Source organism: Ruegeria sp. HKCCA5763, assembly GCF_013034545.1.
Classification (GTDB): domain Bacteria; phylum Pseudomonadota; class Alphaproteobacteria; order Rhodobacterales; family Rhodobacteraceae; genus Ruegeria.
Genome location: NZ_WQGF01000009.1, coordinates 83443 through 99241, shown reverse-complemented (window position 1 = coordinate 99241; position 15799 = coordinate 83443). Strand labels below are relative to the sequence as shown.

Sequence of the window (15799 nt, the reverse complement as noted above, 5' to 3'; positions counted from 1 at the left end):
GAGTCTCCTACTCAAAAAAATGAATTGATTTTATCGCTTCGATGAAAAAATACTTTCAATATGCAAACCAAAGCTCTTGAGACTTTTCTATGTGTTGCTGAAACGGGTGGGTTCCACGCGGCGGCCCGAAAGCTGAACGTGACCCAGACAGCCGTTAGTGCCCGCATTCGCCTGATCGAGGAGGAAACCGGCAGACCGCTTTTCACACGTGGTGCCGGTGGCACGGCGCTGACTGGATTCGGGCAGCAATTCAAGCCTTATGCTGAGCAGATGCTGTCGCTATGGGCGTTTGCCTCGCGCGAATTACCTGATCAGACCCAAAGCCGCCCTGCGCTGCGCCTGGGTGGGCAACTCAGCATATGGGACCCATTGCTGGTGGACCTTGCCGTACGCTTTGAACAGCGCTTTGACAAGCTTCTACTGACGCTCAACTACGACCACGATCTGAACATGATCGAGGCAGTGGCAACTCATGTGCTGGATGCAGCCATCACGCATGAAAAGCCTGCGGACCGGCGGGTGACTTGGTGCGAATTGGAACCTGAGGCTTTGTCATTGGTGCAGACGCCACAGAAGCATACCGCCGAAGAGGATCTGGTTTTCGTCAATCTGGAGCTGGGCGAAGTCTATCAGGACCATGTCAGATCCGCCGCGCGACAGGCGTCTGGTCAGACCCTGTTTCTGGGCAATTGCATAATGGCGCTGCGTTATGTCCTAAAACGGGGCGGACGCGGCTATTTCCCCGATTACGTCATTTCAGACCATTTGAAATCTGGCAATCTGGAACGTGTTGCAGAAAGCGTTCCATTGCGGTTGCCAGTGTATTTGGTCACACGCAGTGACCAGCCGGACCTTGACGAGCTTCTGAGTTGCCTCACCGACCTGCGCGCCTAGGCGGGCGTGACCAACGTCTTGTCCGAACGTAGTCGCTTGCGCAGGATCGGACGCCCCGCGATCAACAGGAAGACACCGGAAATCAGCACCCCCATTATAGCCGGAAGATAGAGTAGGATCCAAAGCTTGGGGTCGTCGATAACAACAGGAGATACAAACCCGCGCACACCTTCGAGCAGCACCAGAATCGTGAACGCACCCAGGATTTGGGGCCAGAGTCCAAACCGCGAAAAGCTGCCCAGCATAAGTGTCGAATACCCTGCCAGGGCAACAGCGACACAAATGGCGATCCAGGAAAACCGCTGATGCAATTCTTCGACCAGCTTGCCCTCGCTATACCCTTCGGCGGCAGAAATCTCACTGCGGTTCTGAATCAGCTCAACGGTTGGGATAGCCTCAAGACTACGTTTGGCCATCGGGCTTGTACTGGTCAATTCGGAGATGTCGTATGACGCGTCCTGAAACAGGGTCGAAGATAACCGTCTGCCTTCTTTGGTCAGGCGCAGCGCCACGCCGTCAACCATAACAAGGTGAATGCCGATGTCATTGTTGACCAGATAGGCAGTGGCACTGGAGTAGCTGACCGCGTTTTCAGGATCGCGCCGGTCCGAGACAAATACCTCACGCAGTGTCCCGTCCAGATCGATCTGGCCGATATATACAGTAACATCTTCGGCCGGGTGCAGGAACTCGCCTTCGTTCAGCAACTGCGCCGTCACATCGCCAGCGACCTCTGCTTGCCGAATCTCCAATTGCTCGACCGAAGCGGGGCGCAGAAAAACACTGATTGCCGCCATCATCAGGCCGGTAATCGCCCCAAACAGAACGACGGCACGGGCTAACCTGCGAGGGCTGGAGCCCGTGGCCAGCATTACCGTCAACTCACTTTCCCGGCTCAGACGATTGGTGGCGTAAACAGCAGCAGCAAACACGGCCATGGGCATGACCGTGCGGATCAAAGTTGGCAGGGTCAGGGCAGTGAATTCCAGAAAAACCATCGCGGACTGACCACCGCTGATCACGCGGTCAAACAGGCTGACCGACCGGGTGATCCAGAAAACGCCGACTAGCACAAGGGTGAAAAAGCCAAACAGAATCAGCAATTGCCGCAGGAAATATCCATCAAAGCGCGACATGGGTCCTCGTGCGTGTGTTCGTTTGCACCGGACACTAGGGCATTCGGCGGTCAGAGGAAACAGGGATTGGTTGGCCAGAGGAACCCTGTTTGCGCTTTGGCTGAAGAAGTCCAAAGCATTGATCAGAACATAGAGCTTTGTGAAAAGGGCGCTTCGTGGCACATTTCGACGATTACTTGGAATGGAGTTTGACACATGGCCCTGTTTTTTTCCCGCCGCACCTATAACGCGCAAAAAAAGAAATTCACTTTCAAGCCCGCTGCAAAAACCAGATACGTTCACATCACGCAAAAAAGCCCGAGCGGTAAAATTCGCAAAGGCGGCATCGTCAAAAAGGCCAAATGGCTTGATCTTGTCCGCCAAGAGGGCGGAGATTCGGACGTCCTGATCTATGTCCATGGTTTCAACACCAGCCAGAAGAGTATGCTGGACCGGCTTGAAAAGATTGAAAACGGGGTAAGGGCCAACGGGTATCAGGGGGCCGTTGTGGCCTTTGACTGGCCAAGTGATGGGTCGATTCATGCGTATGACTCAGACCGCTCCGACGCCAAGGCAGTTGCCCCACACCTCGTGGGGGATGGAATTTTACCGCTGTTGGGGATGCCTTCTCGCCCAAGGGTTCACCTGATTGCACATTCCATGGGGGCTTTGGTCGTTCTGCGCGGTTTCTCGGATTTCGGGGATTCGGCTGGACCGGGAAACAAGATTTGGTCCGCGGGTCAGATCATGTTTGCGTCTGGCGATGTCGACGCAGAGTGGCTTGAAAAAGGCGCTTGGGGAGATCTGGTTCTCAAAAAGCGTAGCAAGCGATTCACCAACTATTACAGCAGCAGGGACAAGGTTTTGGCCCTGTCTGGCGGACTTGTGCATGGCGGGCGGCAACGCGTGGGTCGCGTTGGAATGCCAAAGCTGACCTCGAAAGGTCATTGGGACATTTATTGCAACGAGCAATACAAGCGCGACGTACCAAAGGCGCAGCGCAAAATGATGAAATCCCATCGCTGGTGGTTCGACAGCGACGGGTTTTATCAGGACCTTGCGCTGACGATCGGCGGGCATCCTGCAAAAACGATGCCTACTCGGCGGAAGACAAACATCGGAGACCAAGCACTGCTGGTCTGACCCCTCGGTCGCCTAGCTTTTATCCGTCGAAGCAAACTGTTTTCGCTAATGGTTAACAGTCCGTGGACGCCCCGTTGGCCACACGTTCATGTGGCAGCTGCATAACGGACCATGAAAAAGTGGCCAATTCACGCGCCACGCCTTTATTGAAACGGTTTCGACTGACGCGGGGATTTGGCGCCAACGCACAAGTCGTCAACACTGGAAGCCGCTGCACTGCACGCTCAAATACCAAAAAAAGCGACGCCGAATACGGCATCGCCACTTGGGCCGCTTGCTCCTTGGCAACTCTTCACCCAAAGAATTCCGAACTGTTTCAGGATTATCGGCAAATTTGGGCACAGAAACCGAAGCCAATCTCTCTTCCTGAAAATTCAGAATGACTTGAACCACATCGCAAGACGCGTCCCGGCGCGCTTCAGGTTGTCAGCAGTGTTTACACCTAAAAAACGTGCGAACCAATGGGCGTGCTCTGCACATTACCAAACCAAGTTCTTGCTGTGGTTTTTAATGGCAGGGGCAGCAGGGTTCGAACCCGCGACCTACGGTTTTGGAGACCGTCGCTCTACCAACTGAGCTATACCCCTGTGGTGAGCACCCAGATATGCCAGCCGCGCAGCGGACTCAAGAGGCTTTTTCAAATTCCGCTCCACTATCTGATCCGACAAACAAGTTGCGCAAAATGTGCAGTGCGCTAAGACAAGGTCCGGTCAACTAAAGGAAGCCCGAGTGAACCTCCGCAAGAAGATCGCAGACAGCGAAGTTGTGCTGAACTGGGTGGCACGTCGGATCGCCAGCTATATTCGATGGGTCAACCGCAACACGCGCTGGCAACGCATCGGGTATGAAGAACTGGACCAACTGGCTGAACAGGGAGAGCCGGTCATCGTTGTGCTGTGGCACCAGCGGCTGGCGCAGTCCCCGTATTTCTTTCCGCTGGACAAGGGCAGGATCTGTTCGATCACGTCCGCAGCCCGCGCCGGCAGCATGGTGGGCCGGGTGCAGGAACAGTTCGGCATGGACACAATCGCCATGTCCAGCCACAAGCGGCACGTGGCCCTGTCGCGTGAAGTGCTTGGTAAGATGAAGCAGGGTATTTCCATCGGTATTGCTGCTGATGGGCCGCGCGGACCAGAACGGGTGCTGTCGACTGTACCGCTGGTTTGGGCGCGCACCTCCGGCAAACGGGTGTTCGGCATCACCTTTTCTGCGAAACACGCGCGCGAGGCCGGTACATGGGACCGCCTGCTGATGCCACGCCCCTGGCGCAATGAAGGAGTGTTTTTGTGCCGCGAATGGACCGAAACGGTGCCTCGCAAAGCCAGCGAAGAAGAGTTTGAGGCCCTGCGCCTGAGCCTTGAGCAGCACATGAACGACATCACAGCCGAAGCCGACAGGATGGTCGGGCGCGAGCCTTGGTCGCCTGATGCCTAACCGCCCCTGAGGCGTTGCATCAGATAGACCTCGCTGCCCTCGGGGATTGGTTCCGTAAGCCCCGTGGCAATGACGCGCCCGTCAATCGCGATGGAGACCCCCGCATCGATGGGGGCTTGCAACTGCGGGTGGGCCTGAACCAACGCACGTAAAAGCTCGCCGGTGGTTTTGGCCTCGACCTCCACCACCTGTTGGCCCCCGGTCAATGACCGGAGGCCGGACCAAAGGTGAACCTCAACCATTGTCCTTGAGCGCGGCCAGAATGCGCGGCGGGGACATCGGCAGTTGCTTCATCCGAACGCCAGCGGCGTTGGACACCGCATTGGCGATGGCCGCCAGCGGCGGGACAATGCCCGTTTCGCCGACACCACGAACCCCAAACGGGTGGCCGGGGTTGGGCACTTCGACAATCACCGTGTCAATCATCGGCAGGTCGCTGGCAACGGGAATGCGATAGTCGAGGAAGATCGAGTTCTGCAAGCGCCCGTCCTCGCCATAGATGTACTCCTCGTTCAGAGCCCAACCGATGCCTTGTGCGGCTCCACCCTGGAATTGACCCTCAACATAGGTCGGGTGGATCGCTTTACCGGCGTCCTGAATGACCGTGTAACGGGTGATCGAGGTCTTGCCGGTTTCAGGATCGACTTCGGCATCGACAATATGAGTGCCAAAAGACACGCCCGCACCTTCCGGGGTGGCTTCAAAGTGGCCCGAGATCGGGCCGCCGGCTGAACCCATATCCGCAGTGATGTCGGCCAGCGGCATCGGATCGAAATCGCCTGCATTGGGCCCCGAAGGCACCGCGCAACCGTCTTCCCATTTCACTGCATCGACCGGGATGCCCCATTTGGCCGCCGCTCGTTCGCATAGCTTCTCGACCGCATGTTTTGCGGCTTTGATCGTAGCAAGACCCGAGGCATAGGTTACGCGCGAGCCGTGGCTCACGTCGTTGTAACCCAGTGTCGCGGTGTCGGCGACGGTGACACGGATGTTCTCATAGGCAATGCCCAGAACCTCGGCCGCCATCAGCGCCATCGACGCGCGCGACCCGCCAATGTCAGGCGTTCCGACCATCAGCTGGGCCGAGCCATCTTCGGACAAGGCCAAAGATACGCTGGTCTCACCACCATGGTTGAACCAGAACCCGCAGGAAATCCCCCGCCCCTGCCCCGGTTTCAGCGGTGCTGCGTAATGCGGATGCGCCTTGGCAGCCTCAAGCGTTTCGACCAGACCGATGCGTTCATAGGTCGGGCCATAGCTGGCCTTGGTACCCTCATGGGCGGCGTTTTTCAGGCGCACGTCGACGGGGTCGAGACCCAGCTTGTTGCACAGCTCATCGATGACCGATTCAACCGCAAACGCCCCCATCGGCGCGCCCGGTGCCCTGTAGGCCGCCTGCTTGGGCCGGTTCGACATCACGTCATAGCCAATTTGCTTAACGTTGGTCAGATTGTAGGGCGCAAAGGCACACATAGCGGTCATGTCGCCCGGTGCGCCGGGGAACGCCCCACCTTGCAGGCGGAACACGCCTTGTGCTGCCGAAATTGTACCGTCCTTCTTCATCCCGATCTTTACATCCATCGACGCAGAAGAGGTTGGGCCGGTTGCTCGGAATACCTCGGATCGCGTCATGACGATCTTGACCGGACGATTGGCCTTGCGGCTCAGCGCCAGTGCAACAGGCTCGATGAAAACGGTGGTCTTACCACCAAACCCGCCACCGATCTCGGACGCAGTCACCCGCAATTGCGAGGTTTCGATGCCCAGCAAAGCTGCACAGGTTTTCTGCGCGATCCAGTGGCCTTGCGTTGTGCACCACAGTTCGCCCTTGCCGTCATTACCCAGCATGCCCAGACAGGCGTGCGGTTCGATATAACCCTGGTGCGTCGCCTCGGTGACAAAGCTGTCTTCGATCACCAGATCGGCCTCGGCAAAACCTGCCTCGACATCTCCGTGACCGCTTTCGTGATAGCGCACGACGTTGGGGTGCATCCCTTCGGGTACGGAATAGTCTGCCGCGCCGTCGCGGATGATAGGTGCGTCCGAAGCCATTGCCTTGTCCACGTCGGTGACATGGGGCAGTACTTCGTATTCAACCTCGATCAGCTTGAGCGCATCACGGGCCGCCAGCGCAGACGTTGCCGCCACGGCCGCCACCGCGTGACCGTCATACAGAGCTTTCTCACCGGCCATGACGTTTTCCAGAACATTCCAGAACTCGCCTTCTAGCCCCGGCTTGAAGGGCACGTCGGCAAAATCCGCTCGGGTCACAACGGCTTTGACATCATTATGCGCCTCGGCCTTTGACGTATCGATGTTCACAATCCGTGCATGGGCGTGAGGGGAGCGCAGAACAGCGCCGTGCAACATTCCGGGCGCTGAGATATCCGCGCCGAACTTGGCGCGGCCTGTCACCTTGTCCAGACCGTCAGGACGGTTGGGGCGGGTGCCCACAAATGTGAAGTCTGATTTCCGATCGTCCAGAGCCATTACGACGCCTCCCGCATCTCAGCCGCCGTATCCATCACGGCGCGAATGATCTTGTCATACCCGGTGCAGCGGCACAGGTTGCCTGCCAGCCAATACCGGGTTTCCTCTTCGGTCGGGTTCGGGTTTTTCTCCAGCAGCGACTTTGCCGCCACCAGAATACCCGGAGTACAGATACCACACTGCAAAGCAGCGTATTCGATCATCTTCTTTTGCAGCGGATGCAGAACGTCGCCGTCTGCAATGCCTTCGACGGTTTCGATTTGCTTACCCTCGGCCTCGACGCCCAGCATCAGGCAGGAACAGACCAGACGGCCATCAACGGTGACGGAACACGCACCGCAATCTCCTGTACCGCAGCCCTCTTTCGCGCCGGTCAGGTTCAGCTTGTCGCGCAGACAATCCAGCAAGGTTTCGCGCGGGTCGCAGAGGTATTCAACGGCGTCCCCGTTCACGGTGGTGGATACGTGGAGCTTTCTCATGCGTTTTCTCCCTTTGCGCGGGCATAGGCAATTTTCGCAGCGCGCTTGGCCAGAACGCCAGCGACCTCGGTGCGGAATGCGATCGTGCCGCGTTTGTCGTCGATCGGGTTGCAGGCGGCAGAGGCGGCGGCCGCCAGCGCATCCAGCGCGGCATCGTCCAGCTTGCTGCCGACAAGGGCTTTCGCGCAATCCTCGACCAGCAGAACCGTGGGAGCGACCGCCCCCAGCGACACCCGAGCCTCGGTGATGGTATCCCCATCCAGACGCAAGCTGACACCTACACCAACCACGGCAATGTCCATTTCCGTACGCGGGATAAACCGCAGATATGCGTCGCCTGCATTCTCACCGCGCGCGGGAATGTTGACGGCGGAAACAACTTCACCCTTCGCCAGTGAGATCTTGCCGGGGCCGGTTGGGATATCCTCGACTGCAATCTCACGGGTGCCATCCGGACCAGTGACCGTGACAGTTACACCCGCTGCAACCATCGCTGGCACGGAATCAGCCGCCGGAGACCCGTTGCACAAGTTGCCGGTCAAAGTTGCACGCCCCTGCACCTGGGTGGATCCGATCAGGTCCATCGCCTCGACCACACCAGGCCAGTCCTTGCCCAGATCAGGATGCTCGCTCATCTCGGCGCCTGTAGTGGCCACACCCAGTGTCCAACTGCCATCGGCATTGCGAGTGATGTCGTGTACACCGTTGATTTTCTTGATGTCGATCAGCGTATCGGGTGTCACCAGTTCCGAGCGCAACTGCACCAAAACATCGGTGCCACCCGCCAGAAACCGTGTAATACCCGTCGCATTCGCGGCCAGAGCCGAAGCTTCGGCAAAGCTGGCGGGGCTGTGATAATCCATGAAGCTACCTCGTACCTGTTGGTCAGGAATATCTGGGTTCCGGGCGACGTTAATTCACCCCTCGCCCGGCGTCTATGGGCCGAGCGACTAAAATTAGCGCTCCAAATGTCACGTAAGGTTAGGGTTCACAGATCGATTTCGATCACCCCATCGGCTTCTGCTGCGCGGCTTTGGCACAGGATCATGGCCCCTTCGCGCTGTTTCTTTGATAAAACGAAATCTCGGTGTTCGACCTCACCCGAGATAACACCGCATTTACAGACGCCGCAGATGCCGTCTGCGCATTTCACATCCACATGAAAACCCGCCTCGTTCAAAACCTGCGCCGCATCCTTGTCTGCGGGCACGGTCAGCGTTTTCCCGGACCGTGCCAGTCTGAGCTTAAACGGTTGGTTCTCATATTCGGGTTGTTCGGGAACCGAAAAGTATTCTAGATGCCGGGCCTCTTCGGGGAAGCCTTGCTGTTCTGCCGCTTGCATTACCCCATCCATGAAGCGATCTGGCCCGCAGGTGTAGACATGCCAACCCTCCTTGTACCCAGACAGGACCGCATCCAAATGGGCGCGGGTACCTTCATCTGAGAAATGATAATGCACGTGATCTGCCCACGGCATCGCAGCCAGATCCTCCAGATACCCCGCCCCGCCCCGCGTGCTAGCCGAGTAATGCAACTCGAACTCTCGACCCAAGGCGTGCAGGCGATGGGCAAAGGCGATCATCGGAGTGATGCCGATACCACCGCCCATCAGGAAGGTCTTGGTAGCCGTTTCGTCCAGTTCGAAATGGTTAATGGGTTTTGAAATGAAAACCTTGCGCCCCTCAGAGAAGATACGGTGCAGCAACGCCGAACCACCGCGCCCCTCATCCTCGCGCAGCACGCCGATCTGATAGGTCGACCTGTCTGACGGATCGCCGGACATCGAATATTGCCGCAGGTATTCCGGTGCGACCAATACGTCCAGATGTGCGCCCGCTGTCCATCCCGGCAGGGGCGCACCGTCCAGCGTTGAGAATTCATACTTCGTTACATCAGCAGTCATCTTATCGACCTTGGTCACGGCAACCCGCATCACCGGTGCATCACCGCTGATCTGATAGCGGTGGATGACCGACATATCCCCGCTGGCCTTGCGCGACTTGTATTCATCGGTTGTCACCATGGCCTCATAGGCCGCAATCCCGGCCTCTCGATCCATAGCAAAGGGATAGGGCCAAGGATGCGGGGCCAGATAGGCGGGATAGACAGCCAGCGTCTGATCTTCGTATTTCAGGTCCAGATCCGTTTGCAGGTCACGCCGGTTCAACGGGTGCGTTGTGGGGCGATAGGAACCGTCCGGCTGCAGCTCGATATCCCACCACCATTTCTTGATGTCGTTCAGACCGCCATTGCCGACCGCATCGTCCAGCTTGGCCAATGCAGGCGCGGCAGAGGGGATGTTCATCGCGGCCCAGCGGAACGGCCGTTCCTTGAAGATGCCTTCAAGGTTCCACGGGCAGGTTTTCATGCACCGCCCACACATCGCCCCTCCCGGTGTTGTCACACGATAGGTCGCACATTTCTGACTGTCGGATTTCCAGATTTCATAGCCGTTGAACATCAGCTTCGGCCCGGCCGTGATCGCACCCGACGGACATTCGCGCGCGCATTTGTTGCAAGACTCGCAAAAGCTCTGCAAGCCGAAGTCAACCGGCTTGTCATGCTCCATCGGCATATCGGTGGTCACAGCCCCGGATTTCAAACGAGGGCCCAGATATGGGTTCAGGATCACTTCTCCGATCCGACTGACCTCACCCAGACCGGACAGCAACAGAAGCGGCGGTTGCAGCACCTCACCATCCATCACCGTATGCGCCTTGGCCTTGTAGCCGAGGTTGCGGATTTGTTGCGCAATCACGCCGCCCAGCAGCGAAAAGCGCAGATAGGCGCGCATGGATTGGGCAACGCTGATCCAGTCGTCACCGCTGGCGCCTTCCATCGTTTCATAGCCCTGATCGATGATCATGCTGATCGCCTGATCATGGGGCGGTACGATTTCTTCACCCGTCGCATCATGAGAATACCACGCCCATTCTGGGCAGCGGCTAAGGCCCACCGCATCGACTCCGAGGAAATAGGTCGCCGCTTTTACATTTGCCGCATTCCTTTGGGCGTCAGTTGGTTTTATAGCCTCAGCGCTTTCGCCATCCTGCAACAGCACGAAAGCCCCCAAGGCACGCCGTTGGGCAAAGCTGGGCGCGGCCTTGCGGACATAGTAACCGCCCTTTGCCGCATCCTGCAGCCATTTGCCCATATCCCCGAATTGCGCACGGGCAAACATGTCAGCGCGTTTGGGAACGCGGGCGACGTTTTCTTCGTCGATATACGTGGTTGGTGTCTCGACCCGTTTGAGTTTCTCGAATGGATGCGCCCCGTCCACGTACCGTCGTTTGGAATACGGATCACGGTTCAGGGCATTCTTGGCAAAGCCCGTTCCCAACCACCATGCTGGCCCTTGCGTCCGGAACCACGGCTGTTGCGCCATGGGTCGGAGCGGTCGGTCATGGGCAATCGGCATCTCAGTCGTGACGGCAGCCAGACCAAATCGCGTGCCCAGCCACGGCGCAATCAATTCACCGTCTTCGACTGTGACCAGCCCGGCGGCCACGGCCAACTTGCCCAAATCAACCTCAGAGGACATCACGCTATGCGCGCGCGCGTCATAACCCAGCAGACGGATATAGTTGGCGATGACCACGGCATTCTCGGTGGCCAGCAGACAGGCGCGATGATCCTGCGCATCGGTTATCCAGTCTGCGCCGGGTTCTGACGGGTCTGGGTCGCGGTTGTGTTCGTACAGAAACACGATGCTATGCTTGTGGCTGTCAATCGGCCCGGGCGAAGCCTCCATACTGTCTTTCAGATCGGCCATGATGACGTCGATGCCCGAAGCCAATGTCTTGGTTTGTCGCGTGCGCAATGCATGGGCAAGCCGGTCGATATCCGGGTTGCGTCGTGGCTCAGCCAATAATGCATCCGATGGTAATGGCCCGCAGCCCATCATTGACGCATCGTTAAAATACCCAAATGCCTTTAGATGATTGGCCCGTTCCTGCGGGTCTGAAGGTATCTCTGACGCAACCGGGTTTACCAACCCGTCGCGGATGGCGTCCATCATCGCCTGAAACTCGCCCATCGCGTTGACGATGCTGTCGGGATGTTCCGGTCGATGAAAGCTCAGTTCAGCCATCGAAGGCACAAGCGACAGGTCTGGCATATCATCCTGTCGGGCCAAACGCTCCAGCGGATAGCGGCCCATATGAACGGGCCGGTTCTTATCCGAGAAAAAGCGGATTCCCATTATGCGCCTCCTGTTGCTGCCCGTCCCCTAACCCGCCATGGACAGAAAAACCATTCATGCTTAATCATAAATGATATGAGCAAAATCGATTTCACTGACCTCGACGGCAAAGTCCTGCGCACATTTCTGACCATACTCGAGGAAAGCTCGGTCTCGAAAGCTGCGGACCGACTGGGCGTCACACAATCCGCGATCAGCCACACCTTGGCCAAGCTGCGGCAGGTGTTGGGTGATCCGCTGTTTGTCCGTTCGGGTCAGGGCCTGACCCCAACCGAGCGTGCCTTGTCCCTGAAAGACCCGGTGCAGAGCGTGCTGGACGGGATGCGCGCGCTGACCGACGAGCGGCCGTTCGATCCGTTGTCTGAACGGATGGAAATTCGCATCGCAACCAATGACATGCCGCGCGAGTTGATCTTTCCACGGTTGCTGCGCGAATTCCGAGCCGAGGGTGCGCGTCTGCAATTGGAATTTATTCCCTCAGGAGTACCAGAACCTGACTTGCTACGCAGTGACCGATGCCAGTTGATGCTTACTCCGCTTCCACCCGACGGGCCGGACATCTTTCAGAAACGGCTGATTAACAGCCCTCTGATGGTGTTCTACGACGCCGCGCAACGCAATCCGCCGGACACCTGGCAAGCCTATTGCAACAGCGATCATGTCGAGGTGCGCTTTGCTGATGGCCGAAGCGCCCGTGCGGTCATGCGTGGCGTGGATCAAAGCCAGATCAGACCCTCTGTTGTGACCTTGCCGCATTTCAATGCAATCCCCGCGTTTGTGCGGGGCAGCAATCTGATCTCGACCGATACTGCGCTGATGAAACAGGGGCCACTCGCCACTCTGGATTGTGCCCCGCTGCCTTTCGAGTGCCCGCCTGTGTCCATCTACATGGTCTGGCATCAGCGATCCGCAAATGACCCTGCCCACCGCTGGTTGCGTGCCCGGATCGAGGCAATCGCAACCACGCTTCAGACCTGAGACAACAGCCAGCTGCGCATGATCTCAACCAGTTGCGGCTGGCGCGGCTGGCCCGGCCCGACGATGTAAAATCCAAGATCTTCGATCAAAACATCCTCAAGCGGCCGGACAAGACGGCCCGAGGCAACCTCGGGTGCGACCAGCGGTGCATTGGCCAGCGCGATCCCCTGCCCTGAGAGCGCGGCATCAATCGCAAGACTGGTCTGGCTGAAACTCATCATTCGGGGCTTGCCGTTTACGCCCACCCTCTCAAGAAACAAGGGCCACAGTCCATGAGTGTCATTGAGCAGCACTTGGCCCAGCAGGTCAGAGGGATGGGTGACTTGTCCGGCAATGGCGGGGCTACACACTGGGACGAATTCGGTTGAGAACAATGGCTCGGCAACCAGGTCAGATCCAAACGGCGCCCTGCCCTGCCTGACCGCCAGATCCACGCCATCCGATTTGAAATCCGCCAGGCGCTCGCGTGCATCCACTTGAACCGAGATATCCGGATACAGGTCTGTGAACCCCGACAATCGCGGTACCAGCCATTTTGAGGCAAAGCTGGGCGTGACGGACAATGTGACCCGGCGGTCAGGAGACAAATCTTCAACGGCTTCTTCGATCAACCTGAAAGCCCGGCGTAAAGGTGAGTGAAACCGGCGCCCGGCTTCCGTCAACCGCAAGCCACGTGGCAGACGGTCGAACAGCACCTCGCCCAATCGCGCCTCGAGCCCCCGTACCTGCTGCGCAACGGCGCCTTGCGTCACGCCCAGTTCTTCGGCGGCCAGCCGAAAGTTCAAATGCCGCGCAGAGGCTTCGAATGCCCGCAAGGCGTTCAGAGGGGGAAGGGCGGCCATGGCATGATCCTGTAGATTTTCTACAGCATAGAGCCAGCATAACTGATTGGTCAAACCGGGCCTTGATCGCCATCTTGGAACCAAATGAAAACGGAGATGTCAGATGGAAAAAGTAGCTCTTATTACAGCCGGCGGTAGCGGCATGGGTGCAGATTCCGCACGCAGACTGGCTGCAGACGGATACAAGGTGGGAATTCTGTCCGCCTCGGGCAAAGGCGAAGCCCTGGCGCATGAGTTGGGCGGCGTCGGTGTGACCGGCTCGAACCAGTCCACTGAAGATTTGCAAAAGCTTGTCGATGCGGCGATGGCCCATTGGGGTCGCATCGACGTTCTGGTCAATTCTGCAGGTCACGGCCCCCGCGCGCCGATCCTTGAGCTGACGGACAACGATTGGCACACAGGCATGGATGTCTATTTCCTGAACGCGGTCCGTCCGACGCGACTGGTGACGCCGATCATGCAGGCGCAAGGTGGTGGGTCGATCATCAATATCTCGACCTTTGCCGCATTCGAACCTGATCCGGTATTTCCGACATCTGGTGTGTTCCGGGCTGGTCTGGCCGCTTTCACCAAGCTGTTCTCGGACAAATATGCCTCTGAGAACATCCGCATGAACAACGTTCTTCCGGGCTTCATTGACAGCCTGCCCGAGAAAGAGGAGTTCCGCAGTCGCATTCCAATGGGTCGCTATGGACGCAGCTACGACGAGATCGCTTCGGTCGTGGCCCTGCTGGCATCCGAAGGGGGCGGCTACATCACCGGGCAGAATATCCGGGTGGATGGCGGCATCACCCGGTCTGTCTGACCTCAGAACCGTGCCTTTATCAGATGTGTCAACGCTGCGCCGGATTCAAAAAAGGCGCGGCGCACGCGTGTCCAGCTTTCGCGATGCTCAGGCACGGCGGGCACAGGTAAACGTGACGGGTCTTCGGCAAGAAGGCTCTCGGCCATCATGCGACCAAACACCGTGCCGGGTCCGATGCCGCGACCGGAATACCCGTGGGCGGCCAAAGCGTTCGGACCGATCTGCGTGATCTTCGGGATATGGTCCGAGGTCATGGCGATCCGCCCGTGCCAACCCTGCTCAAACGGCTGGTCGGCCAATTGCGGGTAAAGCTCTGCCAGTTTACGCCGGACCCAGGCGGTGTGTGCGCTCTGACCTGCATTGCCAAGGTCGCCCATGCCGCCAATAATCATGCGCCCCGCCTGATCCAGGCGAAACGACGTCATGATCAAACCGGTATCCCAGCACCCTTCTTCTTGCGGCAGAATGCTGGCGCGCAAGTTATGCGACAGCGGAGCGGTCGCGTATTGAAAATAATAAACCGGCACATAGGCGGGCGCGGTATCTGGCAAGCCAAGGTGATAGGCGTTGGTCGCCTGAATGACGGACTTGGCTCGCACCACCCCGCCCGGTGTGGTCAGCACCCATTGGCCGTTTTCATGGCGCATGGTCTGCACCGGGCTTTGCCCGTGTATCTGCGCCCCGGTCTGCGCCGCCGCTCGCGCCAATCCGACCACATAAGCCATCGGCTGTATGGTTCCGGCGCGAGGATCGAACAACGCCCCATGGAAGGCATCGCTACCGGTTCTTTCCCGCGCCTGATCCATCGAAAGCAATTCCACCGGTGCACCTGCTGCGCTCAACTGCGCGTGGCGCGTTTGAAGGTTTTTCAAACCAGCTGCGGAATGCGCGCAATGCAAGGTTCCGTTACGCACAGGCTCACATGCGATGCTGTGTTTTTCGATCAATGCAAACACATCAGACGGGGCCCGCGCCAGCAGATCGATCAGGCGATCTCCGGCCACCTGTCCGATATGCGCGCGGATTTCGTCCGGCGGCAACCAAAGCCCTGCATTGGCCAAACCGACATTACGGCCCGATCCGCCAAAGCCGATCTCCTGCGCCTCAAGCAGACAGACCGAAGCACCGGCCTGGGCAGCTTCCAAAGCCGCTGAACATCCGGTGTATCCACCGCCAATGACCGCCAAATCAACAGAAGTATCAGCGGTCAGGCGAGGTGCTGAAACAGTCTCGGCACAGGTGCTGCGCCACAGAGCATTTTCGGGATCGTTCACGTCGGGCCTCTGAGTCTTTGGCCCGGATCATCATATCGTTTTCCCCCCTTGGCAAGCGGGCACGTCAAAGCGTGCCTGCGACGAAAAAGACTCCGCAGTCGCGGGCTTTTCCGGGGTCTGGCAGGCCCAACCGAAGAAGGTATT

Annotated in this window: 14 protein-coding genes and 1 tRNA gene; 6 read left to right on the top strand and 9 right to left on the bottom strand. The window is 58.2% G+C overall.

Annotated elements, in window-relative coordinates; genetic code table 11:
- Positions 1–60: 60 nt before the first annotated feature.
- Positions 61–894 (top strand): LysR family transcriptional regulator, encoded by an 834-nt coding sequence (locus tag GOV89_RS15795; protein ID WP_171238583.1) that lies wholly within the window; start codon positions 61–63, stop codon positions 892–894.
- Here the strand turns inward: GOV89_RS15795 and lptF are convergent.
- Positions 891–2030, bottom strand: coding sequence for an LPS export ABC transporter permease LptF (gene lptF / locus GOV89_RS15790; protein WP_171238582.1), 1140 nt, complete (start codon positions 2028–2030; stop codon positions 891–893). The genes GOV89_RS15795 and lptF overlap by 4 nt on opposite strands.
- A gap of 195 nt (positions 2031–2225) precedes the next feature.
- Between lptF and GOV89_RS15785 the strand changes: the two genes are divergently transcribed.
- Positions 2226–3152, top strand: a complete 927-nt coding sequence (locus GOV89_RS15785; protein WP_171175963.1) for an alpha/beta hydrolase — start codon at positions 2226–2228, stop codon at positions 3150–3152.
- A gap of 74 nt (positions 3153–3226) precedes the next feature.
- Complete coding sequence (locus tag GOV89_RS15780) at positions 3227–3535, top strand: hypothetical protein (protein ID WP_171238581.1); 309 nt, start codon at positions 3227–3229, stop codon at positions 3533–3535.
- Positions 3536–3663: 128 nt separating this feature from the next.
- On the opposite strand, the gene GOV89_RS15775 is transcribed toward GOV89_RS15780, so the two are convergent.
- Positions 3664–3739: transfer RNA gene (locus GOV89_RS15775), tRNA-Trp, on the bottom strand.
- Between the two features lie 142 nt (positions 3740–3881).
- On the opposite strand from GOV89_RS15775, the gene GOV89_RS15770 reads away from it, so the two are divergent.
- Positions 3882–4586, top strand: coding sequence for a DUF374 domain-containing protein (locus GOV89_RS15770; RefSeq protein ID WP_171238580.1), 705 nt, complete (start codon positions 3882–3884; stop codon positions 4584–4586).
- Here the strand turns inward: GOV89_RS15770 and GOV89_RS15765 are convergent.
- The 5 genes from GOV89_RS15765 to GOV89_RS15745 all read right to left on the bottom strand — a co-directional run bounded on the left by GOV89_RS15765 (position 4583) and on the right by GOV89_RS15745 (position 11756).
- A complete protein-coding gene (locus GOV89_RS15765) occupies positions 4583–4828 on the bottom strand; it encodes a MoaD/ThiS family protein (RefSeq protein ID WP_171105585.1) in 246 nt (81 codons plus the stop codon). The two genes, GOV89_RS15770 and GOV89_RS15765, sit on opposite strands and share 4 nt — an antisense overlap.
- Positions 4821–7076, bottom strand: a complete 2256-nt coding sequence (locus GOV89_RS15760; protein WP_171238579.1) for a xanthine dehydrogenase family protein molybdopterin-binding subunit — start codon at positions 7074–7076, stop codon at positions 4821–4823. Before GOV89_RS15760 ends, GOV89_RS15765 begins: the two co-directional genes overlap by 8 nt.
- Positions 7076–7555, bottom strand: a complete 480-nt coding sequence (locus tag GOV89_RS15755; protein ID WP_171238578.1) for a (2Fe-2S)-binding protein — start codon at positions 7553–7555, stop codon at positions 7076–7078. The genes GOV89_RS15760 and GOV89_RS15755 overlap by 1 nt, the downstream gene beginning before the upstream one ends.
- Positions 7552–8418, bottom strand: a complete 867-nt coding sequence (locus GOV89_RS15750) for a xanthine dehydrogenase family protein subunit M (protein ID WP_171235668.1) — start codon at positions 8416–8418, stop codon at positions 7552–7554. The genes GOV89_RS15755 and GOV89_RS15750 overlap by 4 nt, the downstream gene beginning before the upstream one ends.
- A gap of 125 nt (positions 8419–8543) precedes the next feature.
- Positions 8544–11756, bottom strand: coding sequence for a reductive dehalogenase (locus GOV89_RS15745; protein WP_171238577.1), 3213 nt, complete (start codon positions 11754–11756; stop codon positions 8544–8546).
- 75 nt (positions 11757–11831) lie between these two features.
- On the opposite strand from GOV89_RS15745, the gene GOV89_RS15740 reads away from it, so the two are divergent.
- Positions 11832–12734 carry a LysR family transcriptional regulator gene (locus tag GOV89_RS15740; protein WP_171175978.1) on the top strand — a complete coding sequence of 301 codons (903 nt, stop codon included), beginning with the start codon at positions 11832–11834 and terminating at the stop codon, positions 12732–12734.
- Here the strand turns inward: GOV89_RS15740 and GOV89_RS15735 are convergent.
- Positions 12725–13576, bottom strand: coding sequence for a LysR substrate-binding domain-containing protein (locus tag GOV89_RS15735; protein ID WP_171238576.1), 852 nt, complete (start codon positions 13574–13576; stop codon positions 12725–12727). The genes GOV89_RS15740 and GOV89_RS15735 overlap by 10 nt on opposite strands.
- Positions 13577–13679: 103 nt before the next feature.
- On the opposite strand from GOV89_RS15735, the gene GOV89_RS15730 reads away from it, so the two are divergent.
- Positions 13680–14381 (top strand): SDR family oxidoreductase, encoded by a 702-nt coding sequence (locus tag GOV89_RS15730; protein WP_171238575.1) that lies wholly within the window; start codon positions 13680–13682, stop codon positions 14379–14381.
- 2 nt (positions 14382–14383) lie between these two features.
- Here GOV89_RS15730 and GOV89_RS15725 read toward each other — a convergent pair whose 3' ends face one another.
- Positions 14384–15655: an FAD-binding oxidoreductase gene (locus tag GOV89_RS15725; RefSeq protein WP_171238574.1), complete on the bottom strand. Its 1272-nt coding sequence runs from the start codon at positions 15653–15655 to the stop codon at positions 14384–14386.
- Between the last annotated feature and the right edge of the window lie 144 nt (positions 15656–15799).

Coding starts and splice junctions, on each gene's coding strand:
- GOV89_RS15755 (WP_171238578.1), bottom strand. CDS start 7,555: ATGAGAAAGCTCCACGTATCCACCACCGTGAACGGGGACGCCGTTGAA.
- lptF (WP_171238582.1), bottom strand. CDS start 2,030: ATGTCGCGCTTTGATGGATATTTCCTGCGGCAATTGCTGATTCTGTTT.
- GOV89_RS15785 (WP_171175963.1), top strand. CDS start 2,226: ATGGCCCTGTTTTTTTCCCGCCGCACCTATAACGCGCAAAAAAAGAAA.
- GOV89_RS15760 (WP_171238579.1), bottom strand. CDS start 7,076: ATGGCTCTGGACGATCGGAAATCAGACTTCACATTTGTGGGCACCCGC.
- GOV89_RS15745 (WP_171238577.1), bottom strand. CDS start 11,756: ATGGGAATCCGCTTTTTCTCGGATAAGAACCGGCCCGTTCATATGGGC.
- GOV89_RS15730 (WP_171238575.1), top strand. CDS start 13,680: ATGGAAAAAGTAGCTCTTATTACAGCCGGCGGTAGCGGCATGGGTGCA.
- GOV89_RS15740 (WP_171175978.1), top strand. CDS start 11,832: ATGAGCAAAATCGATTTCACTGACCTCGACGGCAAAGTCCTGCGCACA.
- GOV89_RS15735 (WP_171238576.1), bottom strand. CDS start 13,576: ATGGCCGCCCTTCCCCCTCTGAACGCCTTGCGGGCATTCGAAGCCTCT.
- GOV89_RS15750 (WP_171235668.1), bottom strand. CDS start 8,418: ATGGATTATCACAGCCCCGCCAGCTTTGCCGAAGCTTCGGCTCTGGCC.
- GOV89_RS15765 (WP_171105585.1), bottom strand. CDS start 4,828: ATGGTTGAGGTTCACCTTTGGTCCGGCCTCCGGTCATTGACCGGGGGC.
- GOV89_RS15795 (WP_171238583.1), top strand. CDS start 61: ATGCAAACCAAAGCTCTTGAGACTTTTCTATGTGTTGCTGAAACGGGT.